The 24,106-nt window shown below is 59.1% G+C and carries 22 protein-coding genes and 1 tRNA gene; 13 read left to right on the forward strand and 10 right to left on the reverse strand.

The annotated features are described in order from the left end of the window. Window position 1: 1 nt before the first annotated feature. Together ABHV46_RS07705 and ABHV46_RS07710 are read right to left on the reverse strand one after the other, a co-directional pair. Window positions 2-502 (reverse strand): protein-export chaperone SecB, encoded by a 501-nt coding sequence (locus ABHV46_RS07705; RefSeq protein ID WP_336947103.1) that lies wholly within the window; start codon window positions 500-502, stop codon window positions 2-4. A gap of 154 nt (window positions 503-656) precedes the next feature. Further along, entirely contained in the window at window positions 657-947 is a 291-nt protein-coding gene (locus ABHV46_RS07710; protein ID WP_336947104.1) for a hypothetical protein, read from the reverse strand. A 180-nt stretch (window positions 948-1,127) separates the two neighbouring features. Here ABHV46_RS07710 and ABHV46_RS07715 point away from each other — a divergent pair, with 180 nt between their 5' ends. The 7 genes from ABHV46_RS07715 to ABHV46_RS07745 all read left to right on the forward strand — a co-directional run bounded on the left by ABHV46_RS07715 (window position 1,128) and on the right by ABHV46_RS07745 (window position 4,481). After that, a complete protein-coding gene (locus ABHV46_RS07715) occupies window positions 1,128-1,469 on the forward strand; it encodes a LapA family protein (protein WP_336947105.1) in 342 nt (113 codons plus the stop codon). A gap of 53 nt (window positions 1,470-1,522) precedes the next feature. Then, window positions 1,523-2,227, forward strand: a complete 705-nt coding sequence (gene pyrF / locus ABHV46_RS07720; protein ID WP_438380979.1) for an orotidine-5'-phosphate decarboxylase — start codon at window positions 1,523-1,525, stop codon at window positions 2,225-2,227. Continuing rightward, window positions 2,224-2,868, forward strand: a complete 645-nt coding sequence (locus ABHV46_RS07725) for a phosphoribosylanthranilate isomerase (RefSeq protein ID WP_438380980.1) — start codon at window positions 2,224-2,226, stop codon at window positions 2,866-2,868. Before pyrF ends, ABHV46_RS07725 begins: the two co-directional genes overlap by 4 nt. Before the next feature lie 17 nt (window positions 2,869-2,885). Continuing rightward, window positions 2,886-2,976 (forward strand) — tRNA-Ser (locus ABHV46_RS07730). A 359-nt stretch (window positions 2,977-3,335) separates the two neighbouring features. Beyond that, a complete protein-coding gene (locus ABHV46_RS07735) occupies window positions 3,336-3,644 on the forward strand; it encodes a metalloregulator ArsR/SmtB family transcription factor (RefSeq protein ID WP_438380981.1) in 309 nt (102 codons plus the stop codon). Continuing rightward, window positions 3,631-4,062, forward strand: coding sequence for a YeeE/YedE family protein (locus tag ABHV46_RS07740; protein WP_438380982.1), 432 nt, complete (start codon window positions 3,631-3,633; stop codon window positions 4,060-4,062). The genes ABHV46_RS07735 and ABHV46_RS07740 overlap by 14 nt, the downstream gene beginning before the upstream one ends. Next, complete coding sequence (locus tag ABHV46_RS07745; protein ID WP_438380983.1) at window positions 4,059-4,481, forward strand: DUF6691 family protein; 423 nt, start codon at window positions 4,059-4,061, stop codon at window positions 4,479-4,481. Before ABHV46_RS07740 ends, ABHV46_RS07745 begins: the two co-directional genes overlap by 4 nt. Window positions 4,482-4,650: 169 nt before the next feature. Here the strand turns inward: ABHV46_RS07745 and ABHV46_RS07750 are convergent, their stop codons facing one another. The 4 genes from ABHV46_RS07750 to ABHV46_RS07765 form a co-directional block, all read right to left on the reverse strand. After that, entirely contained in the window at window positions 4,651-7,047 is a 2,397-nt protein-coding gene (locus tag ABHV46_RS07750) for a beta strand repeat-containing protein (RefSeq protein WP_438380984.1), read from the reverse strand. A 1,213-nt stretch (window positions 7,048-8,260) separates the two neighbouring features. After that, window positions 8,261-8,782, reverse strand: a complete 522-nt coding sequence (infC, locus tag ABHV46_RS07755) for a translation initiation factor IF-3 (RefSeq protein WP_025841637.1) — start codon at window positions 8,780-8,782, stop codon at window positions 8,261-8,263. Window positions 8,783-8,978: 196 nt separating this feature from the next. Continuing rightward, on the reverse strand, window positions 8,979-10,913 hold the full coding sequence (thrS, locus tag ABHV46_RS07760; RefSeq protein WP_438380985.1) for a threonine--tRNA ligase: 1,935 nt from the start codon (window positions 10,911-10,913) through the stop codon (window positions 8,979-8,981). Window positions 10,914-10,952: 39 nt separating this feature from the next. Continuing rightward, window positions 10,953-11,864: a glycosyltransferase family 9 protein gene (locus ABHV46_RS07765; protein WP_336947113.1), complete on the reverse strand. Its 912-nt coding sequence runs from the start codon at window positions 11,862-11,864 to the stop codon at window positions 10,953-10,955. Between the two features lie 71 nt (window positions 11,865-11,935). On the opposite strand from ABHV46_RS07765, the gene rbsK reads away from it, so the two are divergent. Further along, entirely contained in the window at window positions 11,936-12,901 is a 966-nt protein-coding gene (rbsK, locus tag ABHV46_RS07770; RefSeq protein ID WP_438380988.1) for a ribokinase, read from the forward strand. Window positions 12,902-12,943: 42 nt separating this feature from the next. Here rbsK and ABHV46_RS07775 read toward each other — a convergent pair whose 3' ends face one another. Further along, window positions 12,944-13,771, reverse strand: coding sequence for a hypothetical protein (locus ABHV46_RS07775; protein ID WP_438380989.1), 828 nt, complete (start codon window positions 13,769-13,771; stop codon window positions 12,944-12,946). Window positions 13,772-13,788: 17 nt separating this feature from the next. Here ABHV46_RS07775 and ABHV46_RS07780 point away from each other — a divergent pair, with 17 nt between their 5' ends. Next, window positions 13,789-14,643 (forward strand): SDR family NAD(P)-dependent oxidoreductase, encoded by an 855-nt coding sequence (locus ABHV46_RS07780; protein ID WP_438380991.1) that lies wholly within the window; start codon window positions 13,789-13,791, stop codon window positions 14,641-14,643. A gap of 266 nt (window positions 14,644-14,909) precedes the next feature. Continuing rightward, a complete protein-coding gene (locus tag ABHV46_RS07785) occupies window positions 14,910-15,890 on the forward strand; it encodes a hypothetical protein (protein ID WP_408870683.1) in 981 nt (326 codons plus the stop codon). A 45-nt stretch (window positions 15,891-15,935) separates the two neighbouring features. On the opposite strand, the gene ABHV46_RS07790 is transcribed toward ABHV46_RS07785, so the two are convergent. The 3 genes from ABHV46_RS07790 to ABHV46_RS07800 are packed head-to-tail and all read right to left on the reverse strand — an operon-like array spanning window position 15,936 to window position 20,135. Continuing rightward, on the reverse strand, window positions 15,936-17,435 hold the full coding sequence (locus tag ABHV46_RS07790) for an efflux transporter outer membrane subunit (RefSeq protein ID WP_438380993.1): 1,500 nt from the start codon (window positions 17,433-17,435) through the stop codon (window positions 15,936-15,938). A gap of 5 nt (window positions 17,436-17,440) precedes the next feature. Then, entirely contained in the window at window positions 17,441-18,517 is a 1,077-nt protein-coding gene (locus ABHV46_RS07795) for an HlyD family secretion protein (RefSeq protein WP_438380995.1), read from the reverse strand. 13 nt (window positions 18,518-18,530) lie between these two features. Further along, the gene (locus ABHV46_RS07800; protein WP_438380997.1) at window positions 18,531-20,135 is read right to left on the reverse strand and encodes an MFS transporter; all 1,605 of its coding nucleotides are present in this window, start codon (window positions 20,133-20,135) and stop codon (window positions 18,531-18,533) included. Between the two features lie 141 nt (window positions 20,136-20,276). On the opposite strand from ABHV46_RS07800, the gene ABHV46_RS07805 reads away from it, so the two are divergent. The 3 genes from ABHV46_RS07805 to ABHV46_RS07815 all read left to right on the forward strand — a co-directional run bounded on the left by ABHV46_RS07805 (window position 20,277) and on the right by ABHV46_RS07815 (window position 24,004). Further along, complete coding sequence (locus tag ABHV46_RS07805; protein ID WP_438380998.1) at window positions 20,277-21,233, forward strand: LysR family transcriptional regulator; 957 nt, start codon at window positions 20,277-20,279, stop codon at window positions 21,231-21,233. Window positions 21,234-21,419: 186 nt separating this feature from the next. Beyond that, the gene (locus ABHV46_RS07810) at window positions 21,420-21,803 is read left to right on the forward strand and encodes a glycerol dehydrogenase (RefSeq protein WP_438380999.1); all 384 of its coding nucleotides are present in this window, start codon (window positions 21,420-21,422) and stop codon (window positions 21,801-21,803) included. Beyond that, the gene (locus tag ABHV46_RS07815) at window positions 21,803-24,004 is read left to right on the forward strand and encodes a pyrroloquinoline quinone-dependent dehydrogenase (RefSeq protein WP_438381001.1); all 2,202 of its coding nucleotides are present in this window, start codon (window positions 21,803-21,805) and stop codon (window positions 24,002-24,004) included. Before ABHV46_RS07810 ends, ABHV46_RS07815 begins: the two co-directional genes overlap by 1 nt. The last annotated feature ends 102 nt before the right edge of the window (window positions 24,005-24,106 follow it).

Raw genomic sequence — 24,106 nt, forward strand, 5'->3', positions numbered from 1 at the left:
GTCAGGACTGTGCCCGGCGGCTTTGCATGAGGGCATTGAAGTCGACAGGCTGGATATTGGCGACCGGAAAACCGGACTCACGGATCAGGTTCAGAAGCAGATGACGTGCGGATGGAAAAAGCTGGCGCGGCGCCTCAACGAGCAACAGCGTCTCTATCATGTCCTGACGCGCATTCTGCAGCGCAAAGAGCCCGGAATAGACCAGATCGATCCTGTAGAGAATTTCCGGTTCAGGCATTTCCGGCATAGGCGGCGTGCGATAACCGATGCCCTGCATGGCGAGACTGACCTCGAAATTCGGCTGATCTTCGCCGAGCTGCCGGGCATTGACGTCGATACGCAGCCCCACATGCGGTCGAGGAGGCAGGTTATAGAACACTTCTGGCGCACCGACCGAAGCGATGCTGGAGGATTTCAGATATTGCGTGCCGGAGACGAGCAGCGTTTCCAGTGCAATCCGATCCGAGCGGCCGGCTGTGCCCGTGTCTTCCTGTTCCGACATGAAATCTCATTCCCTCAATGTCTTTTCATTGCAATGCTTTCTGACCGAAAGCATACAGCGCCAATGCTTGTGTCATGACTTGCCGGACAAGGCCAGCCAACGCAGGAAAAACGCCGGTCACGCTCATCATTTAATACAAGGCGGTCATCAACCGTCAGAAGCTCTGTCCACGCAGAAAACCGAGCGCCGGCAGCGGAGACCAGCTTTTGGGTATCTCGGCACGCGCGATCTGCCGCAATTCATAGCGTAACGGTGCCTTCTGCTCCGAGGCCAGAAAATGCCTGTACTCATGCACCTGCCGACTGCGCCAGACACAATCAGCCTCCGCTGCCTCGTGACTGGCATGAACATTGGCAATACGACTGCGACGCCCCTGCCAGGCAATGACCGCCCAGAGCCTGTCGACATTGGGCAAAGGCGGTCGGAACATCAAAAGCTGCGACATGAGGGGCACGACCTCCCTGATCATGGGCCGGGAATGTCCATGACCGGATCACGTCTCGCGGTCGAGCGTCAAGAAAAAGCAACAAACCTTGCCGCTTATCGGAACCCGAGGTAAGGCGATACGATCAGTCTACGGCTCGAAATTCTTGCGCCGATAACTCGTTGAAGTGAGGTCTTTCCGATGGTGCGCTTACTCGTTATCGTCGTTTTTCTTGTCGTTCTGATCACCTTTGCTTTGAGCAACCCCGATCCGCAATCGCTTTGGGTCGTTTCCTATGGCTGGCAATTCTCGGTCGGGATGCTGGTTCTTGGCGTCGGTGCCGCAAGCTTCCTTCTCGGCGGCTTCGTGATGTTCATTGGCGAGGTCAAGCAGCGCTCGCGCGCCAGAAAAGCGGAACAGCAGGTGCGTGCGCTCGAGAGCCAGGTGCTCGATCTCCATCAGCGCCTAGATCGCCTGACCCTTGCGACCGATCCCAGCCGTGCGCCGTATGAAGCACCGGCTGCAACGTCCGTCGCCCCCTGATTCCCCTATCCTCCCCCCCCCCCCCTCCCATGACCGTTCCAGTTAGAGAGACCATGAAGCGCACCCGCCTGATCGCCGCCCTCGACACACAGGATCTCGACCAGGCACGCGACTGGGCGAAAAAACTCGACGGCACGGTCGATGCCATCAAGCTGGGTATGGAATTCACCTATGCGCAGGGACTCTCTGCCGTACGCAGCGTGGCAGGCGAGCGCACGCTGTTTCTCGACCTTAAGCTGCATGATATTCCCAATACCGTTGCCAAGGGGCTGACCAGCCTCGCGCCGCTCGGCGCTTCTTTGCTGACCATTCATGCCAGCGGCGGCAGCGCCATGATCCGTGCCGCACGTCAGGCGATTGACGCTGCCTACCCGCCCCTGCACCGCCCGGTTCTTCTCGCCGTGACTGTGCTCACGAGCCTTGACGAAGCGGCACTGCATGAAATCGGCATCCCCACAACGCCTCGCGAGCAGGTCGTGCGTCTGGGACGCCTGGCCATGACGGCCGGGGCAGACGGGCTGGTCTGTTCGGCAGAAGAAATTGCCCCCTTGCGCGACGCGCTGGGCGAAGCGCCCGTTCTGGTCGTGCCCGGCATACGCCCCACAGGCTCTGACGCGAACGATCAAAAGCGCATCATGACTCCAAGACAGGCCGCGCAGGCTGGCGCAGACTGGATTGTGGTCGGACGTCCGATCACCCTGGCGGCGGACCCCGCCGCCGCTGCGGCCTCAATTCAGGCGGAACTCGCTTCCGCATGAAAACGGGGGTCAAGATCTGCGGTCTGATGGATAGCGACGGACTGCGGTCCGCCTGCGAAGCCGGGGCCGACTGGATCGGCTTCGTGTTTTTCGCCAAGTCCCCGCGCTTTGTGACCCCGCAAGAAGCTGCGGAACTGGTCGCATCCTATAGGGGCACGTTGCCCAAGATCGTCGGGCTTTTCGTCAAGGCCAGCGACGAGCAGATTGCCGCGACGCTCTCGACGGTACACCTCGACATCCTGCAGCTTTATGACACGCCAGAGCGGGCACGGGCCATCAAGGCCCGGTTCGGCCTTCCAGTATGGCTGTCCTGCGCTATCACAGACCAGAACGACCTTCCCACAGAGTCTGATCTCGACGGCTACGTGATAGAACCGCGCGCACCCGACAACGCCTCACGCCCTGGCGGCAATGGAATCAGCCTCGACTGGGCGCTGCTTCAGAGCTGGCATTCTCCCTCGCCCTGGATGCTGGCTGGTGGGCTGAACCCGGACAATATCGCGCAGGCAATCGCTGCCAGCGGCGCCCCTGCGGTGGATGTCTCTTCAGGCGTAGAAACCGCGCCCGGATGCAAATCTCCCGCATTGATCCGAAATTTCATCAAAAACGCCAGAGGCACTTGCGCGCCAGACAGAAAATGATATGGTCCGCCCGCGCTGGAGAGATGGCCGAGCGGCTTAAGGCGCACGCTTGGAAAGCGTGTGTACGTTAATAGCGTACCGTGGGTTCGAATCCCACTCTCTCCGCCACCAACTCCCTGAAAATCATGAAAATTATGTCGCTCGCTCATCTGAGGACGCACTTTCTTCAAGACTCTTCTCCATTCTGGGAGAGCTTTTTCATTATGCGCGGCATTATATTTCCTCTCCCTCCTGCCAGCACCACAAAATGCGCCAAGGAATCCACGAAACACTTCATGCGATCAATCTGGACCGCTCGACACAATGAGGCTTGTCCCACGTTGCAGTAGCAATTCTACCCGGCGCTCGGGCGAGCGGCGTCAGTGTTATTGCGCAACAGAATGCGCTGATTCTTTTTCCTCATCTCTTTCAGCTTGTCATAATCCGATAATATCATATTATCGATATATAGATAATATGAGGGCGTCATGGCCGACGAAATGGAAAACAAATCGGCTGAGGTGGCCGAAATTCTGAAAACGCTCGCTCACCCAGGACGCCTGCTCATTGCCTGCACTCTGGTCGAGCGAGAGCTTTCGGTCGGGCAGATCGAAGACGAACTCGGCATCCGACAACCTGCTCTCTCCCGTCATCTCAAGATACTTAAAACCGAACAGGTTATTTCAAGCCGGAAGCAGGGAGTGTCCGTATTTTACCACCTTTCGGATCGAAAGGTGGCTGCTCTGATCAGATTTCTCTACGAGACTTATTGCCGCGACCACCATGATCCTGTCTGAACCAAATTTTCAGGGCCTCGCAGGCGGGTTACTGATCGGGCTCTCCTGCGCAGCGTATCTTCTACTCACCGGGCGAAGCGTCGGAATCAGCGGTATGGTCGCGGGCCTATTTGCAGAGAAGTCTTCGTCGCCAGACACGACATTCCTGCTCGGGCTCATCGTGGGGCCGTTATTGTGGCGTCTGGTTTGGGGCGTCTGGCCCCCGATCACAATCCATGCCTCTTTTTTGACCGTGGTAATTTCCGGCCTTCTCGTGGGCTTCGGCACGCGTCTGGGCAGTGGCTGCACGAGCGGGCATGGCGTCATGGGTATGGCGCGTCTTTCCCCACGCTCGCTGATCGCCGTAGTCACCTTTCTCACCGTGGGCGCGAGCACCGCCACGCTCTTTCATCTTCTGACAGGTGGCATGCAGCCATGAAGCTCATCAACCTTGTCAGCTTCTTCTGCGGCACGGTTTTCAGTCTGGGGCTGATAGAGGGAAAAATGATCGATCCAGCCGCCGTGCTTGCCTTTCTCGATTTTGCCGGCGCCTGGCGACCTGCTCTTATATTCGTGCTCTTTGGCGCGGTCATCGTGGCTTACACTGGCGTAGAGATACAGAAACACCAGGCACGCCCTTGGCTCGATGAGAGTTTTTCCATGCCAACCATGAGAAAAATCGATCGTCGTCTTATTATCGGTAGCATGGTTTTCGGGCTTGGATGGGGACTGGTCGGGCTTTGCCCAGGCCCCGCCATCGCCGGTCTACTAATAGGCAATTTGAAAACTCTCGTCTTCCTGATGGCCCTCTTTGTAGGGATGTACGGATTTTCTTTCTGGTCCCGGCGTGCAGGATAACAAACACTGTACGGAATGAATTTGGTCATAAGGGAGCGCTGCAAAAAAGAGATCTTGCAGCGCTCATGTGATGAGGCCCGTGTTTCGCAGCCCGGCATCTGCCTTTCTGACGATATGCACCGGGAACCAGGCTTGATTGTTGCCTGACGCAGCCTCCTGGGCCTTTGGATCAGCTAATCGTAAAATCAGACACCTTCAGGTCCGTCACACCAAGGAATGTAACCTTGGCAGTCCCATCGATCATTACTGAAGTATTGCCGCCCGAAACGCTCGCCGTATTCAAAATGGCCTGAGCAGAAGCCGTCGCATCGCTTGGCTTGTAGTTATAAAGGAAAAACTTGTTATCGGCGGCACGGAAATCGGTGATCGTGAAATTACCAGCGGTATGGTTTGCCAACATGCCGAAGAGATTACCGGCGCCCGAACCGCCAGTCACTGTCGCGGCCACCGCCGTGCTGGACGAACCCGTAAAGGCGGTACCCAGATAGAACTGGTCCGACGCAGTCCCGCCAAGAATGGTCTGCTGACCCGCGCCTGACCAGGCAGAGAGTCCACCCGCGACATTGCGACCATCGATCATCTGGTTGCCGGTGGTGTAAGGCTGGTTGGCCGTGAAGAGCAGGCGTGATGCGGAGCTCATTGTAACCGAGAGCCCGTCAGCGCCGTAAATCGTACCGGAACCTGCAGCGATCGACGTCTGGCCGGTGCCCGAGATAAAGGTCAGAGCGCCCGAAACGCTGATATTCTGATTGCTTCCGTGAATAACCTGAAGATTGCCCGCTGCCGAGATGGTGTCGCCCTGAGTACCCGTGACCGTCGCCGAGCCCGAGCTGACATTTACCACAGACGATGTACCGCCATAAACCGAGCTGTTATCGCCAATCGTGATATTGTTGCCTGCAGAAAAATCCATGACAGCGGCATTGGTCATCAGATTGGCGGTGGAATTGCCCCCCTGAAGCGAGACCGTGTCGATTGCACCGGCCGCCCCATAAATCGTGTCCTTGCCGACGGACGTGACGAAGTTATTCGACCCACCGAGATAGATCACGTTATTTCCCGTGCCGCCCGTGATCGTGTTGGTACCGCTGGCACCGTAGATCGTGTCGTTACCGGACCCCGTGGCGATATTCCAGTTACCCGATGACCCGGAAGCATTGAAAACGTTATTGCCCTGCGTTCCTGCGAAGCTACCGGAATTATTGCCGACCTTTACATTGGATCCATACTGGTCGCCCGAAACAATATTAAGGAAGCTGGCCGTGTTTTGGGTTGTATCGAGCGTTACGGCGCCACCAAGCGTGTTGCTGCTGGTCGAGGCGACGACAATGTTCGAATAATTACCCGCAACACCGTAGGTCCCGCTTTTATCGATGACTGCCTGTGACGCCTTCTGGGAAGACACATACCCGTTCGTTCCAGGGGTCAGGATCGAATTATCCAGCGAGCCGGCTGTGAGCAGCGTCTGAAGACTGGACGCATAGCTTTTTGCCATCGTCCCGGCAGTATCAGACGTAACATACGGAATATAGACAGTGTTATTGACACCCTGGACGACGATATTGGGCATGCTGACCTCGGATAAAGTTGCTGTGCTGGTGGCGCCGTTTACTGGCGTCATGGAGACGATGGGAACAGTGCTTGATTGATCGCTGTAAGAGACGGCTTTGGTCGTGTCATAAGTAATCGTCGGATCTTCTACGTTGTAATTACCCGTAACATCGCTTGAAAGTCCCGTCCCTGTGGACTCGACGCCGATATAGGTTCCGCTCAGATACCAGTTGCTCAGATCCTGCAGCTGGCTTGCAAGGTTCGGATAAAGCCCAACCATTGCCTTGATGGCAGCCATGAGCCCCTGGTTCACATCAACGGTCGTCTGATACATGACGCCATTATTGGAGGCATCGTTCGGGTTGATATAGGCAGCCTGCGATCCGGTGACGTTATAAATCGAGCCCCCTAGAGACTTGGGCAAGGAAACATAGACTTGGGGAGTTCCCTTATAATCGACTGTCTCGAACTGCAGAAACAATCCGAAACTCATCGTCGCGCTATGGAAATTGATCGTAAAATTGATACCGGCCTGATAGGTTCCGGTAGTACCGGAATAATCACTGATACCCTGCTCGAAAGAGGCAGTAATCTGATGATTAAATGAATACTGTCCGTCTACCTCCTTCGTCGCAGAAAGCTGAACGTCAAGTAGTTTTCCTCCCTGCGCAGCGAGCTGATAGACGTAGTGACCATTATCCGGGTCGCGGAAGACGTTATATGTTGTTTTTCCAGCGGTCGAGGTAGATGAACCCTGAGTCCAGTGCCCGACCGAGTAGCCGAAATTATTGTCCCATACCTGGCTGTCATCCCCGGCAGCCGGATCGAACGCGTTCGCTGCATTCCACTGAATAATTGCCCAGTCTGGCGAGTTTTCGCCATCAAGATCGGACAACTCGTCATTATAGATGATACGACCGTTAACGACCTGCTGGGTATTCATGGGAAGATTGGGACCGTCTACACTTGGGTCAGTATAGATATCAGTCAGGCTCTGCTGGTTACTGGTGCTCATCGTTAATCCGACTTTCTATCAGCCAATGTGACATACAAGCGTTGAACTCACGCTAGTTTGCTCTTTGTGTCTTTAGAATCCCTTAATTTGCTTACGAAAAGATCACCTAAATGTGAGTATAATTTATATCTCATTACAAGAACGATATTTGCTGAATTTTCAGGGATAGTTTCATATAGAAAATACGGATTAAAGAAAAAAATATATCTTGCGAATAATAAAAAATGAACAACAAGAAGTTTAAATGAACAATAATAACAGTATTGTCAAAATACGTAAAACAATTTTTCCTATTTCGTGATCTATAATCAAAATATAATATATAATCCGAAAACATGATTATATATTAACTTATTATTAAGTAATAAATATATAATTATATTTGGTATCATGTATTAATATATGATGACCAAAAAGAAATATTCTCAATTTTTTGAAGCAATTTGACATGGAACAAGCCTGTACTCAGTCACGACTCTCGTTAAAACGACATGTCTGAACCGGAGAATCGGAAATACAGATGCCTCTCCCCGGGCGCGAATGGGCACAGCGCAAAAAGGCTTGGGAGGCGTCATGGAAACCAGCCCCACGCTCCGTCTTTCCGGCGCGATCGTCTCCGGAACATAAAATCGGAGGGGCGGCGAAGGCCTGATCGGGCATCGACATATTCGCGTGGGTTATGCTGGCGAACCTGACGACGTCTCACTGTAACGCCCGCCGCATCTTCAGCCTCTTCTTTTGCGACCCGCCTTCTCTGGCTTACCTTGGCGCGCGCACCAGCCTGCTCGCGGCTGAGGCTAGGGCTGCTCACCCCATTAGCAAGAACCCGGCAGCCTGACTTTCTCTTCGCCACGATAAGCGATTTCGTCAGATACCGTGCCATCGGTCCTTGAGGCGCGGGAGGACCTCTGCGGAGACGCCCTTTGCCAGACGATGCAGCCAATTCAACATCGATCAATCACTTCGGACTACGATCAACCCTGGGGAAGCCTACGCCCAGCGTGCTCCTGCAGATCGTAAAACGCCAGCCTTGATCGATTCTCTTATCGCGCGCGCCTACATTTTGCGGAGAACTGGGTAGACAATAGCGCCTTCAGATCAGGTCAGATCTGCGCGCGCAGCTCGACTGCTGAACACCCGACACAAAAAAAACCCCGGCTGAGCCGGGGTTTTCCATGCAGCGGGACGGGCCCCGCAATCATATCGCCATCGATCAGCGCGGTGCGAGCACCATGATCATCTGGCGATTTTCGAGCTTGGGCATCTGCTCGACCTTAGCTTTCTCTTCCATCTCGATGCGGATACGCTCCAGCATCTTGATGCCAAGCTCCTGATGAGCCATCTCGCGGCCCTTGAAACGCAGGGACACCTTGACCTTGTCGCCTTCGGCGAGGAAGGAATTCATCGCGCGCAGTTTGACCTGGTAGTCATTTTCATTGGTGCTGGGGCGCACCTTGACTTCCTTGATCTCGATAACCTTCTGCTTCTTGCGCGCTTCGTTCTTCTTCTTCTGCTGTTCGTATTTGAACTTGCCGTAGTCGAGAATCTTGACGACCGGCGGCTCAGCCGTCGGGCTGATCTCCAGAAGGTCGAGCCCGACCGAATAAGCGCGTGCGAGAGCATCGCGCGTTGTCATGACGCCAGCCATCTCGCCGTCGGCGTCAATCAAGCGCACCTGAGGAACACGGATTTCCTCGTTAACTCGGGGCCCTTCACGGGTGGGTGCGGCCTGCATCGGTGGTCTAGCTATGGTCGTCTCCTGTCGACGTTTTCGAACAAACTTCTTGTCGGCACTTCAATACGCGCAGGGCGGCCAAAAATTTCATCACCTTGACGTGACGAAATCATCGCCCTGTTTGCGGGAAGCCCGGTGCCCCGACATAGGCTCGAAACACCGGAATTGCAAGGTTTGCACGCTCAGACGTCGCAGATCAGCCCTGCAGGCGGCGCATGTCCGGCGCCTGCGCTTCCTGGGTCAGAAGAGTCACGGTCTCATCGAGGCTCAGAATCTCCTGTGCCGCGCCACCAAGACGACGCAACGCTACCTTGCCTTCTTCCGCTTCACGACGGCCGACAACCAGAATCACCGGCACGCGTGCGACCGAGTGCTCGCGGATCTTCGCGTTTATCTTCTCGTTACGCCCATCGACTTCGACCTGTAGCCCCGCGCGACGCAGCTTGTCGGCTACCTCCTGCGCATAGGGCTCGGCATCGGTCACGATGCTCGCCACCACCACTTGGGTCGGCGCCAGCCAGAGCGGGAATTTGCCTGCAAACTGCTCGATCAGAATACCGATGAAGCGCTCGAAGCTCCCCAGAATGGCGCGATGCAGCATGACCGGACGGTGGCGGGCGCTGTCTTCGCCGATATAGGAGGCATCGAGACGCTCGGGCAGAATATAATCCACCTGAAGCGTGCCGCACTGCCAGTCGCGACCGATCGCATCCGTCAGCACGAATTCGAGCTTCGGCCCGTAGAAAGCACCTTCACCCGGATTGGTCTCGAATGAGACGCCTGCCAGACCGCAGGCCTCCTTGAGCGCAGTCTCCGCCTTGTCCCAGGTCGCGTCGTCACCGGCGCGCGCCTCGGGGCGATCGGAGAATTTCACGCGGAAATTCTCGAAGCCCAGATCGCGATAGACCTCATCGAGCATGGCAACGAAAGAGGCCGTCTCGCTCGCAATCTGCTCTTCGGTGCAGAACACATGCGCATCGTCCTGCGTGAAACCACGCACACGCATGATGCCATGGAGCGCCCCCGAGGGCTCGTAGCGATGGCACGCCCCGAACTCGGCCATACGCAGCGGCAATTCGCGATAGGAGCGCAGTCCATGGCGGAAGATCTGCACATGGCACGGGCAGTTCATCGGCTTGAGGGCAAGCGTCTTGTCCTCATCCTCGACGGTCGCAATGAACATGTGCTCGCGATATTTGTCCCAATGGCCCGACGCTTCCCAGAGCGCACGATCCACGAGCTGCGGCGTGCGCACCTCCTGATAGCCATGACGGGTCTGAAGGCGGCGCATATAATCCTGAAGCACCGTATAAAGACGCCAGCCCTTGGCATGCCAGAAGATCTGACCGACAGCTTCTTCCTGGATATGGAAGAGATCCATCTCGCGCCCGATACGGCGATGATCGCGCTTCTCGGCTTCCTCAAGCTGATGCAGATAGGCATCCAGCTCCTTCTGATCACGCCAGGCAGTGCCGTAAATGCGCGTCAGCATGGGGTTGCGATGATCGCCACGCCAATAGGCGCCTGCCACCTTCATGAGCTTGAACGCTGTGCCGATATCGCCCGTGCCGCGCATATGCGGGCCACGGCACAGATCGAGCCAGGCACCCTGACGATAGATCGAGATCGTCTCGCTCTCGGGCAGATCGCGGATCAGCTCGGCCTTGAAGCGCTCGCCCTTCTCCTCGAAGAAGGCGATCGCCGCGTCACGATCCCATTCCTCACGTTCGAACGGCGCATTGGCCGCAATAAGCTCGCGCATCTTGCCTTCGATCGCCTCGAAATCCTCGGGCGTGAAAGGCTGGTTACGGAAGAAATCGTAATAGAACCCGTCCTTGATCGACGGACCGATCGTCACCTGCGTACCGGGCCAGAGCGCCTGAACGGCCTCTGCCAGCACATGCGCGGTGTCATGGCGGATCATCTCGAGAACGATATCGTCCTTGCGCGTAATGAAGCGGATGGCCGCGTCTTCGGCAATCTCGGTCGAGAGATCGACCAATTTGCCATCGAGGCTCATCGCAACGGCAGCACGCGCCAGACCGGGACCGATCGAAGCCGCGACTGCCGTGCCAGTCGTGGCACCGTCGAACGTGCGAACGGAACCATCGGGCAGGGTAATGGCAGGCATGGACTTGCGCTCCTGGCGTAAGAAATAAGTGAAGCTGCTCTAATGGCCCCAGTTCAGGCAGGCCGCAACCCTCGAAACATCGAGATTGCGCAGATCGTCGACTGCCAGAACCTGCATCTGTCCCGGCCTTACCCCGTTGGGGGCTGTCAGCCTCGGGTTGCTCTCGGCCGAAAACAGCGTCAGGGACCGGCATCCCATGGCCCCCGCGAGATGCATCGGCCCGGTATCGTTACCCACAGCGAGCGCCGCTCTGGCAAAGACCCCACCCAGAGCCAGAAGATCGGTTTTCCCCGTCAAATCGAGCGCATCGGGCACCTGCGCCACGATCTCCGCAGCAAGTGGCTGCTCGGCATCGGTTCCCGCCACCACAATCGCCAATCCCTGCGACTGTAAATGTCGGGCCAGCGCCGCATAATGCCGGGCTGGCCAGCGCTTGGCCGGGCGATGCGGAGCCGCACCGGGCACAAGCACGGCATAAGGGCCAGCAATCTCGGGACCAGCCCGCCCCAGCCAGTCTAGATCGGGATTAGCGGCTTCCGGGACGCCCAGACGCGCCAGCTGGTCGCGCTGACGGGTGACACTATGCATCGCGTCACGATGCGGATTATCATGCCGATAGGCTGCACCTTTCGCGATGCCGCTCCAGCGTTTCTGCCCTGCCAGCCGGAAATAGCGCGTGCTGCGCCCCGATGTCTGGAGATCGATCACCAGATCATGGCCGCGCAGCTGGTTTCTGAGCGCCATCACGCCGCGCAGATCGGTCCAGCCCGGACGCGCATCGATGCAGACATGATCGAAATACGGGCTGGACTCGGCCAATGCCTCGAAAGGGGCCGTCGTCAGGAGCGTGATCTCGGCCTCGGGCCAATGGGCCCTGATCGCAGCGAAAGGCGCGAGAGCCTGAACGAAATCCCCAAGAGCGCCGAGCTTGATGACGAGAATGCGAAGCATGGGTTGATCCTAGCCGAGACGGCGCAGCGGTGATACGCCGGGTGTTTCTTCGCAAAGCCCGGAAAGCAGCCATGTCCGACAGGCCTTCTCATATTCTCTCTTTCGGCAGCGTCAATATCGACATCACGGCGCGCGCCGAGCGCATTCCCCATCCGGGCGAGACGGTCCATGCCGCGAGCTACACCACCGGATTGGGCGGCAAGGGCGCCAATCAGGCCGCCGCCGCCGCCCGTCTGGGGCAGGGATGCGGCCTGCGCGTCTACATGGCAGGCCGTACAGGCACCGACCAGTTCGGTGCCCTGGCCCGCACATTGCTGACGCCCTTCGGCGTTGACCTCTCGGCACTGCGTGAAGATGCAGCCCATCCGACGGGCGTTGCGCTCATCACCGTCGATGCAAAGGGAGAGAACATCATTACCGTCGCCGGTGGCGCCAATATGGCCCTCGATGTGATCGACGTAGAAGCGCACCGCCCGCTCATACACTCAGCGTCGGCCCTGCTTCTCCAGCTCGAAATTCCGCTCGACATCACCATTGCCGCCGCCGAAGAAGCACGTCGTGCCGGAACGCTGGTGATTCTCGACCCGGCCCCCGCGCCCGCACAGGGTTTGCCCGAGGCGCTGTGGCGCGCACTCGACGTCGTTACCCCCAACGAAACCGAGACCCGCCTTTTGACCGGTATCTATCCTGAAACGGAAAAGGAAGCCGCTCAGGCCGCGCTGAAACTGCAGGAGCGCGGAGCAGCCCATGCGCTAGTGAAAATGGGCGCACGTGGCGTCTATTATCGCAGCGGCACGCAAGAAGGCTTCGTACCGCCATATACGGTGAAAGCGATCGACACGGTGGCGGCTGGTGATTGCTTCAATGGCGGTCTGGCGACTGCACTGACGCTGGGCAAGCCCTTCGCCGAAGCGGTTCGCTATGCTGCGGCCAGCGGCGCCCTTGCCACCACGAGGCTCGGTGCTGCCGAATCTGCGCCCGACTGGCACGATGTCGTGTCTCTGATCGAAACAGGCCGCGTCGCCGGTCAGGGTTAGCAATCATTTTTCCCCAAGCGCTGATCTTCGCTCGGCCCTGGCTCAGTTCTGATCCGGGTCGGAATCCATGACCGCCTCATCCTGACGGGCAAGATAGGCGGCATGGCCATCGGGCGAGAGGGCAATCACCTGGTCCCAGTCATGGCGGGCCTCGGCATAATGAGCCAGCCGCGCCTCGAGAATGCCGCGCTCGAGGAGCGCCTCGATATTGTCATGCTCCAGAGCCAGAGCCTTATTGGCGTCGGCCAGCCCCTTGTCGTTCTGGCCGAGCTGACGGTAGGCGGAAGCCCGCGTCACCAGAGCGCGCACGAGAAATGGATCGACTGCCCCGCCAGCACTTTCCGGGAGAGGAAGCGCGCCCAGAGCCGCAATACCACCGGCAAAATCATTCTGCATGACCAGACTGCGCGCCAGTAGCAGGCGCAGACCCAGTCGCGCCGGATCGCGCTCCAGCGCGAGGCGCGCAGCCTGTTCCGCGGCCTTGCCGTCGCCAGCCAGAAGCCACGCCCCGGCTTCCTGTTCGGCGTACATATCGTTCCTGTTGGAATCGGCGGTCGCGCCCTTCGAATCACGGGCCGATCCCGCCGAGAGCGTCCGATATTCCAACGCGGCTTCCCGATAGGCACCTAACGAGAGATCGGCCTGAGCAAGACAATCACGGGCGTCGCGACCCCCGCCATGACGCAGCCATGCCTGTGCCTGCTCCTGCACAAGGTCAGGAGTATCCGGCAGAGGGGCAACGCACTGGGCAAGGCTCTGCTCGGGCGCATGGGCCAAGGCCCCACCTGCCCAAAGACTGCTTCCTATCGCCAGCACACCAAAAGCATGTTTCATATGCTGTGATTGGCGCGGCAGCGCCTCGGCGGTCAAGCGGGAATGGAGCCTTCATGCCACCTCACCTTGTGATCCTCGGTCAGGGCTACTCGGCGAGCGCCGTCTCGGCGCTTCTCAGTACGCGCGACTGGCACGTGACAGGCACGAAGCGCGTGCCTGAAGCAGGCTCTCCCCTCAAAGCTTTCGATGCGATCGAGTCCGATCTACGCGACGCCACCCATCTGCTGATCAGCGCGCCGCCCGGCGAAGCGGGTGATCCGGCCCTGATGCGCTACGGCGTCACTCTGGAGAAGGCCCCTCATCTACGCTGGATCGGCTATTACTCGACCACCGGCGTCTATGGCGACAGACAGGGCATGCGCGTCGATGAAACCACAGACGTAGCGCCCGGCCAAACGCGCAGCCAGGCAAGGGTCAGGGCCGAGCAGGACTGGCAATCTCTTGCCCGCAGGCGTGGCATTGCCTGCGATATCATGCGCCTGGGCGGCATCTACGGCCCCGGCCGCTCTGCGTTCGACACGCTTCGCGCCGGCAAGGCGCGGCTCATCGACGCGCCCGACCACCTTTTCAGTCGCATTCATCGCGACGATATCGCCGAGGCCACCCTTGCCGCCATCGAAACGGCCTCGACCTGCCGTATTCTGAATTTCGTCGACGACACCCCCAGCCCGCAGGCTGCTGTGTTCGAAGAAGCCGCGCGCCTCATCAGGTTCCCCCTGCCGCCGCGCCTTTCGCTCGAAAAGGCGTGGGAGGATATGAGCCCCATGTCCAGAAGTTTCTGGGCCGAGCGCCGTGTGGTCGATAGCCGTCTGACAAAACAGAGCCTGAACAGGGAATGGCGTTACCCCAGCTATCGGGAGGGGCTTGCTGCCATTCTCGAAAGCGAAAGGGTCGGGTCGCACGATTGACGCTGCGCCCGAATTTTCATCACTCCAGCGTGAAGAAACATCCATTCCGGGCTGGTCGCCCCGATCATGGATACGCTAAGGCTTGGAGGATACGCCAAGCCTCGGGGGCCAAGATCATTTCACGTTCCATTCTTTCGCCCCTGCGTATTCTGTGCCTTGTGCTGCTGCCCGGTATGGTTTCGGGCTGCATCACCATCGGCCCTTCGCGCCTGTCGCATGACCAGCTCGATTATTCCCGCGCCCTCGGCGAGGCAGAAAAACATGCGATGCTGCTCAATATCATCCGCATCCGTTATGCCGACCCGCCGACCTTTCTCGACACCACACAGGTCATTGCAGGCTATCAGTTCAACCGCTCGGTCAATGGCGGATTCAATGCCTTTCCTTCGGGAGTGGGCAGCTATCTGTTCGGCGGCAGCACGGCAACCCTTCAGGAAAGCCCGACTTTCACCTATCAGCCTGAGACCGGGCAGCAATATGCCGAGAACGTCATCCGGCCGATCTCACCCGTGGTCATCATGCCGCTCAGCCTCGGCGGCCTGCCTATCGACACCCTGCTTCGTCTGACGGCCCAATCGATCGACGGCCTGTCGAACGTGCGCGCCCTCGGCGCTGGCCCCACGGGCGGGGGCTCTGTGCGCTTCTACCTGCTGCTGCACGATCTACGCCAATTGCAGATTCAGGGCGCGATGACGATCCGCATCTCGACCGATGCACCCAAACCACCGGGCGATCAGCCCCCCTCGGGCTCGGCCAACAAGCCTTCGGGTGCGCAGCCCGAACACGCCTATCTGGTTCTGACCGCAACTTCGGACCCCGCGCTTACGACCATCCAGATGGAAGTGCGGCGCCTGCTGCATCTCGACGCCCACGCCGAGGAAGCCGAGATCGTCTACGGCCCCTACCCCAAGGTCGCTGGCCAGATCGCCATTCTGACACGCTCGATGTTCGCCATGCTGTCGCAGATTGCCTATGAAATGGAAGTGCCGGAAGACGATGTCAAAGAGGGCCGCACCCTGCCGACAATCAGCCCGGTCGGCATCGAAACCCGCCCCGATGTGGTGATCCATTCCGGCAAGGCAGCGCCGGAGCATAATTACGACGCCGTGCGCTATCGTGGGCGCTGGTACTGGATCAGCGATGACGATTTCCGCAGCAAGCTCAGTTTTACCATGATGCAGATCCTGGCAGCCCTTGCCGCCACCAGCCACTCGCCGGGCGCCGTCATCACCATTCCGGCGGGTTGAGAAGAAAATGCGACGGCGCAATGCGTGCCGTCGTACCCAGCGCCCCTATGATCGGGCCCAGCCACCACCCAACGCCCGATAGAGCCGCGCCATCGATACCGCGACCTCGGCTCGCGCATCCGAGAGAGCGCTCCGGCTTTCGAGCAGCCCGTTCTGCGTAGTCAGAACGTTGAGAAAATCCCCTGCCCCCTGAGCATACTGAAGCTGCGCCACCTGCACGGCCGTCTCGCTTTCGGTAACAGCTTCACTCAGTCGGTCGTGGCGCTCCTGAGCAGTGCTCAGATCAGCCATCGCGTCATCGACCTCCTCCCAGGCATGAAGAACCGTTCGCTGAAGCGCGATCGCTGCTTCCTTCTCCTGCAGACGCCGCAGGGCGAGTTGTCCGGCCAGCTTCCCGCCCTCGAACAGCGGGATGGTCACAGTCGGGCCAAAGCCGTATTGGCGCGATGCCCACGACCCAAGACCGCTGAACTGGAGCGCCTGAACATCCAGACTGCCCGATAGCGTGATGCGGGGGAAGAAATCGGCCATAGCCACGCCGATCGTTGCTGTCGCCGCGTGCAAACGCTCCTGGGCAGCGCGTATATCCGGACGTCTTTCGGCAAGCTGAGAGGGCAGTCCGACGGGAATGGATGCCGGGAGCGGCGGAATGCTCCCCTTGCCCGCAAGACGCTGTGAAAGGGCGCCCGGTTCGCGTGCCATCAGGAACGCCAGGGCATTGAGGAGATGCACCTCTTCGCGGTGTAGCTGCGGCAGACGCGCCTCAAACCCGTGAAGCTGTCCGCGTGCATAGGCGAGGTCGAGCTTTGTTGCCGTACCCTGTGTCACACGCAAGACAGTCAACTGGACACTGTGACGCGCGATATCGAGGCTTTGGTGCGTGATCTCGGTTTGCGCCTGCACATTGCGCAAGGCGATGTAATCCTGCGCGGTCTCGGCCATGAGCGAAACCAGCGTGTCGCGCTGCATCTCCCGCATCGCTTTCATTGAGGCGGTTGCGGCCTCGACCTGACGCCGCACATGCCCCCACAGATCGACCTCCCATGACGCACTGAGGCCATATTGGGGCAAGCTGAAGGCCGGATTACCCTTCGGCCCGGCCGCGGCAGCGGGTCCGAACCCCTGCGTTCCATCCGCTATCTGCGCCGGATCGAGATTCGCTTCCGTACCGAGCAGGCTCAGAATACCATTCGTACTGGCGCGTTCACGGGCATAAGAGGCAGCACCCTGCGCATGGGGCAGACGCGCTGCAGCCGCGATCCGGCGTTCGGCGCGGCTCTGCTCGAAATGGAGGGCTGCTGCCTTCAGGTCTAGATTGGCCGTCAGCACATCCTGTTCCAGCGCCGTCAAAACCGGGTCCTGATAGAGTTTCCACCATTGAGCCTCGACGGGCGCGGTTTCATCCGGATGGCTTTTCCCAGGCGTCACGCTCTCATGCCAGCGAGACACCGCCATGGGGGCGTGCTTCTGGAAATCGGGCCCAACCGAGCACCCCCCAAGGATCACAGGAAGAATCAGCCCAAACGTGCGGGACAGGTATTTCATACCCCTCACTCCCACACGAAACGCGCATCGGCGGCATGAGCGCCATCGCGAGGCGAGCCCGTATCGATCATCGCCTCGACGGACATACCGACACGTACCCTCCGTGCCAGAGGCTGCCCGTCATCAAAGACCAGCTTCACCGGCACGCGTTGTACCACCTTTGTGAAATTGCCGGTCGCGTTATCCGGCTGGATAAGCGCAAAAGCGACATTCGTTGCCGGCGCAACGCTATCGACACGGGCATGGAGAACCTCGCCCGGAAAGCTGTCGACCCGTATCTCGGCTTTCTGCCCGGTCTGCAAACGGGCCATCTGCGTCTCCTGGAAATTGGCAATCACATAGGCCTGACGCACGGGCACGACCGCCAGAAGCCCCGTCCCGGGGTGGACATACATCCCGACACGAACGTCACGCGCCCCGACCACCCCGTCGACAGGGGCGCTAATGGTGCAATAGGACAAGTCCAGTTCGGCCTGACGCACGAGGCTTTTCGTCTGGATCAGCACACCTTGAGCGCGCTCGCTCTCCGCGGCGAGCACCGCAAGCCCGGCGCGATCGGCATTCAGGGTTGCCTTGTCACGGGCCAACCGCGCAACGGCCTCGCGCTGACGATCTTCAGCTCCTTGCTGCTGCTCGATCGTGCTGGCACCTCCGGCCGAAAGAGCGCGATAACGCGCGGCGTTCTGTCGAGCAAAGAGCAGGGCAGCTTCATCAGCCTCGATTGTCGAGAGAGTGGCTTCGATCGTGGCTGACTGGCGCTGCTGCGCAGCTGCGAGATTGACGATATCGGCTTCGGCTGCGCGATTCTTCCCCTGGGCAGTGTCCAGCGCTGTGCGATAATCATCATCTTCTATATGTGCCAGCAGATCGCCCGCATGCACTTTCTGGTTGTCTGCAACAGGCACCCTGTCGATACGCCCCGCGACCTTGGGGGCCACACGCGTAAAATCTGCGGTGATATAGGCATCATTTGTCGATTGATGACGACCATCGCCACTAAAAAAACGATCAGCGCTCCAGGCCAGTCCGGTCAAAACAAGCGCGGTGCATCCCGCAAGCAGAAGCGGTTTCTTGTAAGCCATCTGGATAATTCCGTTATTGTGCTGCGAGAGAAGAGGGCACGGACTGCGCCAAGGGAGGTGCAGGCAAGGAAGAGGCGCGATCGGCTGGCGCCTTGCCGGGGGGATAGACGCGCCCGGGGAGAATGGCCGTCAGCACCACGAAGACGGCGCAGATCACCGCCACGACAAGCAGGATATCGACCAGAGCGAGCACCAGAGCCTGGGCAGACAACATTTCATGCAGGCGACCCGCCATCTCGGCACCGTAGGGGTCATGAGCCATGCCGGGATGATCCAGCAGCATGGTCGAATGATACTGTTCGCGACGGCGAAGCAGGATCGAAAACAAGGCGAATGCGAGCGCGTTGGCCATACCCTTGAGCATATTGACCATGCCCGAGATGAAAGGTCCGTCGCTCGGCCCTAGTGCGAGCGTGGCCAGCATCAGCACAGGAATGACGACCATCGGCTGACCGAAGATCTGAAGGGCCTGAATGAGGTAGAAATTGTCGCGTACCCATTCGGATGTCAGATTTAATCCGAGCCAGGCAGAGAGCCCGAGAAGCGCCATACCGATCCCGAGCACCCATCGGCAGTCGACCCGACGCATGTTGCACAGCGCGGCAACCAGAGGCAGCACGACAAGCTGGGGCAGAGCGACGGTCAGGGCAACAGGAGCCGCCTGAATGGGGCGATATCCCTTGATCTCTTCCAGAAACGTCGTCGTGACCTCATTCATCAGGGCACAGACAATCAGCACCGCCACAAGTGCCAGCAAAGACATCGTGATATTGCGGCTCTTCCAGTATTGCAGACGAAAGAACGGGCTGTGGTGATGCCATTCGTGGATCAGGAACCCTAGAAACAAGGCCCCACCCCAGAACGTCAGATGCGTGATAAGAGGCGAACGAAACCAGTCGAGCCGGTCCCCCTGATAGAGAACCGTCACGATGCAGAGGATTGAAGGCGCGCCGATCAGGAAGCCCCGCCAGTTGAAGCCACGAAAGCGCGAGAGCTGGACCGGGTCCTGCGGCAGCCCCCAGGCGATCATGACAAGCGCGACCGCGCCGAGCGGTAATACCTCCCAGTAGAGCCAGTGCCAGCCGAAGCGTTCAAAAAGCAGGGCCTCGAAAGGCATGCCGAGATTGGGACCGAAAGTCGCGCTCATCGCGTAACCGCCTATGCCGAAAACCTTGAGAGGCGGCGGCAGATATTTAAGCATGACGGTCATGAGAATGGGGGGCAGACATCCGGCGCTCAGCCCTTGCACGGCGCGCAGAATGCCGATCGGAACCATATCGGTCATGAAGGGGAGCGGAAGCGACAGCAGAGCCAACGCCGCCGTCATGAACAGGGCAAATCGATAGATCGAAAAGGTCATGTAGAACCAGGGCGTGAAGGCCATCGCCGCAATATTGAAGGCCTCATAGACCGAAACGAACCAGGTTCCTTCATCGTGACCCAGATGCATGGCTCCGCGCAGATCCGACAGACCCAGCTCCGTGACATGCTCATTGAATCCCGCAACATGCACAGCCAGCAACATGCCCAGACATCCGGTGATCGTTCGAAGCCCGAACGGGGGTATGGCGGCAGGAGATGGCAAGATCTTTGCGTCCTGCCCTGTGGGTGCGGTCATGCGGGGGTGTCCTCTCCCCACGGTCTCTAGCGTCGCCCTGCCGTGCCAATAACCCGCAATCCAGGTAAAAAATCCTTCCACCTGGCGTAAGGGTGAGGCAAGTCTCTTTCATTCTGCGCAACACATCCGGAGCCGTGCCGCTTGACCAGAAACCTGCCTGCCAAACGTGGCTACTCGCTCGATCATCTCCGGTGGCTTCAGGTTCTGCTTGAAGAAGAAAGCGTCACCCGTGCCGCGAAAAGACTCAGGGTGAGCGAGGCGGCAACAAGTCGGCATCTTGCGTCCTTGCGTACGCTGTTCGGCGACCCCTTGCTGGTACTCTCCGGCAGGCAACTGGTCCCGACGCCCTTCGCTACCGATCTGCTAGGAAGGGTACAGACGGTTCTGGCTGAGGCGGAGGCACTCGTCAGCGAGCGTGCCCATCTGGATCTGTCCCAGATCACGCCGCATTTCACGATTCGCGCGCGTGACCTTTTTATCGGCGCTTTCGGCAGCGCCATTGCGCAGAAACTCCGGGAATCCTGCCCACGCTGTCAGCTTGTCTTTTCACCAGAGACAGAGGACTCGATCGGCGATGCACTCAGACGCGGCACAATCGATCTTTATATCGGCGCCACCGAAGATCTACTGCCCGAAATCAAGAAACAGACCTTGTTCCAGACACGGTTCGAGGCGGTAGTCCGTGCCGGGCACCCGATCCTGGATCAGGAAATTACCCCCCAGACACTGGTCGCCTATGATCACATCAGCACGTCACGCAGAGGGCGCGCGCATGGGCCTATCGACACCATCCTCGCCGAAAAATATGGTCTCGAGAGACGTATCGCGCTGGTCGTTCCCAGCGATTACGCCATGATCGAGACCATGCGCGAAACAGACATGATTCTGCCCTTGCCGGAAATCATCATTCGTCGCCTGCCTCTCGAAGGCATAGGGGCAAGAACCTTTGCCTTCCCTTTTCCGCTTCCGGATCTGACCAGTTTTCAGGCCTGGCATCCACGACTCGATAATGACCCGGTCCATCGCTGGCTCAGGGAGACCATCCTGTCGACGGTTCAGTCAGTGGTCAAAGCCTTGCGCGATCGACAGGGTACGTGAGGGGGGCGGCCCCAGGGCCTGCTTTGCGGACGCGAACCGAAAACTCCTTGCGAAGATCTTCCAGACGATATCCTGTGATCGAAAAACTGCGCATCCCATCAAACGTATCAGAGTTTTCACCGATATGTGTTGCTCTGTTCTGTTCGCGTTCAGGATAGATTGCACACCATGTCTCAAGGAGGATTCATGACGTCTCGTTCCAGACCCAGGCGCATAGGCGACTGGGCAACCCTGGGCCTCGCCATCCTGATCGTGGTTTTCGGTCTCATTTTTGTCGGTGGTGGCGGCTATCTTCTGAGCCTCGGCGGTTCTCCCTATTATCTGATCTGCGGCATCGTTCTGCTGGCATCGGGGGGGCTCATGGCCATGGGCCGTCTGCTTGGCGCCTATCTCTTCCTTCTGGCCTGGGCGGGCACACTCGTCTGGACCATTTACGAAACCGGTTTCGACTGGTGGGGCTGGCTACCGCGCCTTTTCGGCCCGACGCTCATCGCCGTCATGGTCGTGCTCAGCCTCCCGGTTCTGCGTCGTCAGGATACGGTTCGTCCAGTTTCCCGTGGAGCCGTCTGATGCGTAAACCAGCCCTTCTGACCGCCACCGTTCTGGGTGGCATGATGTCTGCCTCGGTGGCTCTCGCGCAGATTCCGCCGTCCAGCGATTCCCCTGGCGAAGAGACGACCACCGCCGCCATGGCCCATAATGCCGGCGCAGGTCGCTTCGGCGGGCCGCTGCCTTCAGCCCCGCAGGCCCCCGGCGTAAACGCGGCCAACCTGCCCGATATCTCAGAGATCGGCATCAATGAGATTCCGGCTGCCGTGCCGCAGATCGACGCTGCACCCGCTCGTGAAGACTGGCCTGCCTATGGCCGCGATTCCAGCCAGAGCCGCTATTCTCCGCTCGACCAGCTGACGCCGGAAAATGTCGGCCGGCTCAAGCGCGCCTTCGTCTATCATACGGGCAGCAAGCCGGGTCCCGGCCAGGCCAATAAATGGGCCGCCGAAACGACGCCGATCAAGGTGGGCAACTCGCTCTACATGTGTTCAGCCATGAACGACATGATGCGCATTGATGCTGCCACCGGCAAGGAGATCTGGCGTCACGATGCGGGTGTGAAATACCACTCCATCCCCTATACCGCCGCCTGCAAGGGCGTGACCTACTACACCTCCTCGACCATCCCCGAGGGTCAGGCCTGCCATACGCGCATCATGGAAGCCACGCTCGATATGCGGCTCATCCAGGTCGATGCCGAGACGGGCAAGCCTTGCGAAGGCTTCGGCTTTGGCGGTCAGGTGAACCTGATGCAGGGTATGGGCGAATCGGTGCCGGGCTTCGTGTCCATGACGACCCCGCCGCCAGTCATCAACGGGATTGTCGTGGTCAATCACGAAGTGCTCGATGGCCAGCGTCGCTGGGCGCCGTCCGGCGTGATCCGTGGCTATGACGCCGAAAGCGGCAAGTTCGTCTGGGCGTGGGACGTCAACAACCCCGACGATCATCATCAGCCCGAACCCGGCAAGTTCTATAGCCGCGGCACGCCCAATTCATGGGCTGCCATGACCGGTGATAACGAGCTCGGCCTGGTCTATGTGCCGACAGGCAACTCGGCTGCCGATTATTACAGCGCCATGCGTACCGACAAGGAGAACGCCGTTTCCTCCGCCATCGTCGCGCTTGACGTCAAGACGGGTGAGCCACGCTGGGTATTCCAGACGGCGCACAAAGACGTCTGGGATTACGATATCGGCTCGCAGGCTACCAAATTCGACTATCACCACGAAGACGGCACCGTTACCCCGGCGCTGCTCGTGCCGACCAAGCGCGGCCAGACCTTCGTGCTCGACCGCGCAACCGGCAAGCCGCTGCCTGAATTCCCGGTGGTTGAAAAACCTGCTCCGGCCAGCACGATGTCCGACGACCCGCGCAGCCCGACCCAGCCCTGGTCGACCGCTTTCCCGCGTCTCGCCTTCCCTGATCTGAAGGAAAGCGACATGTGGGGCATGTCGCCCATCGACCAGCTCTTCTGCCGCATCAAGTTCCGCAAGGCGCGCTATCTGGGCGAGTTCACCCCACCTGCACTCGACAAGCCGAATATCGAATATCCCGGCTATAACGGTGGCAGCGACTGGGGCAGCATGGCCTATGACCCGGAATCGGGCATCGTCATCGCCAACTGGAATTCGACGCCGATGTACGACCAGCTCATCACCCGTAAAAAGGCCGATGCTCTGGGCCTCAAGCCGATCGACAACCCCCATTACAACCCGGCTGGCGGTGGCGCCGAAGGCAATGGCGCTCAGGCTGACACACCCTATGGCATCGTCGTGACACCGTTCTGGAACCAGTACACGGGCATGATGTGCAACAAACCGCCCTACGGCATGATCGAAGCGATCGACATCAAGACCAAGAAGGTCCTGTGGTCGCGTCCGCTCGGCACGGCCCGCGCCAACGGCCCGTGGAACACGCCTACCGGTCTGCCGCTCAATATCGGCACGCCCAATAACGGCGGTTCGGTCATCACCAAGGGCGGTCTCGTCTTTGTGGCAGCAGCAACCGACAACCAGATCCGTGCCATCGATATCCGCACGGGCAAGGATGTCTGGTCCGATGTGCTGCCTGGCGGCGGTCAGGCCAACCCGATGACCTATGAAGTCAACGGCAAGCAGTACGTCGCCATCATGGCAGGCGGTCACCACTTCATGATGACCCCCGTCACCGATCAGCTCGTAGTCTACGCTCTGCCCGACACGGCAGAACAGAAGCACTGAGCCGACACGCACTGAACGATCGTCGCACTGCCTCACGGTGAGACGTCAGAGAGGGCCGGGGAAGATTTCCCCGGCCCTTTTTTATTGGGGCCGCCTTGTTTC

Source organism: Asaia sp. BMEF1 (assembly GCF_051628905.1).
Taxonomy (GTDB): Bacteria; Pseudomonadota; Alphaproteobacteria; order Acetobacterales; family Acetobacteraceae; genus Asaia.

Excerpts from the sequence above, each read along its gene's own strand:
- ABHV46_RS07785 (WP_408870683.1), top strand. The coding sequence starts at position 14,910 with ATGCTGCTCAATATCATCCGCATCCGTTATGCCGACCCGCCGACCTTT.
- ABHV46_RS07810 (WP_438380999.1), top strand. The coding sequence starts at position 21,420 with ATGACGTCTCGTTCCAGACCCAGGCGCATAGGCGACTGGGCAACCCTG.
- ABHV46_RS07715 (WP_336947105.1), top strand. The coding sequence starts at position 1,128 with ATGGTGCGCTTACTCGTTATCGTCGTTTTTCTTGTCGTTCTGATCACC.
- ABHV46_RS07735 (WP_438380981.1), top strand. The coding sequence starts at position 3,336 with ATGGCCGACGAAATGGAAAACAAATCGGCTGAGGTGGCCGAAATTCTG.
- ABHV46_RS07815 (WP_438381001.1), top strand. The coding sequence starts at position 21,803 with ATGCGTAAACCAGCCCTTCTGACCGCCACCGTTCTGGGTGGCATGATG.
- infC (WP_025841637.1), bottom strand. The coding sequence starts at position 8,782 with ATGCAGGCCGCACCCACCCGTGAAGGGCCCCGAGTTAACGAGGAAATC.
- thrS (WP_438380985.1), bottom strand. The coding sequence starts at position 10,913 with ATGCCTGCCATTACCCTGCCCGATGGTTCCGTTCGCACGTTCGACGGT.
- ABHV46_RS07800 (WP_438380997.1), bottom strand. The coding sequence starts at position 20,135 with ATGACCGCACCCACAGGGCAGGACGCAAAGATCTTGCCATCTCCTGCC.
- ABHV46_RS07780 (WP_438380991.1), top strand. The coding sequence starts at position 13,789 with ATGCCACCTCACCTTGTGATCCTCGGTCAGGGCTACTCGGCGAGCGCC.
- ABHV46_RS07705 (WP_336947103.1), bottom strand. The coding sequence starts at position 502 with ATGTCGGAACAGGAAGACACGGGCACAGCCGGCCGCTCGGATCGGATT.
- ABHV46_RS07750 (WP_438380984.1), bottom strand. The coding sequence starts at position 7,047 with ATGAGCACCAGTAACCAGCAGAGCCTGACTGATATCTATACTGACCCA.
- ABHV46_RS07765 (WP_336947113.1), bottom strand. The coding sequence starts at position 11,864 with ATGCTTCGCATTCTCGTCATCAAGCTCGGCGCTCTTGGGGATTTCGTT.
- ABHV46_RS07795 (WP_438380995.1), bottom strand. The coding sequence starts at position 18,517 with ATGGCTTACAAGAAACCGCTTCTGCTTGCGGGATGCACCGCGCTTGTT.
- ABHV46_RS07745 (WP_438380983.1), top strand. The coding sequence starts at position 4,059 with ATGAAGCTCATCAACCTTGTCAGCTTCTTCTGCGGCACGGTTTTCAGT.
- ABHV46_RS07710 (WP_336947104.1), bottom strand. The coding sequence starts at position 947 with ATGTCGCAGCTTTTGATGTTCCGACCGCCTTTGCCCAATGTCGACAGG.
- rbsK (WP_438380988.1), top strand. The coding sequence starts at position 11,936 with ATGTCCGACAGGCCTTCTCATATTCTCTCTTTCGGCAGCGTCAATATC.
- ABHV46_RS07740 (WP_438380982.1), top strand. The coding sequence starts at position 3,631 with ATGATCCTGTCTGAACCAAATTTTCAGGGCCTCGCAGGCGGGTTACTG.
- ABHV46_RS07790 (WP_438380993.1), bottom strand. The coding sequence starts at position 17,435 with ATGAAATACCTGTCCCGCACGTTTGGGCTGATTCTTCCTGTGATCCTT.
- pyrF (WP_438380979.1), top strand. The coding sequence starts at position 1,523 with ATGAAGCGCACCCGCCTGATCGCCGCCCTCGACACACAGGATCTCGAC.
- ABHV46_RS07725 (WP_438380980.1), top strand. The coding sequence starts at position 2,224 with ATGAAAACGGGGGTCAAGATCTGCGGTCTGATGGATAGCGACGGACTG.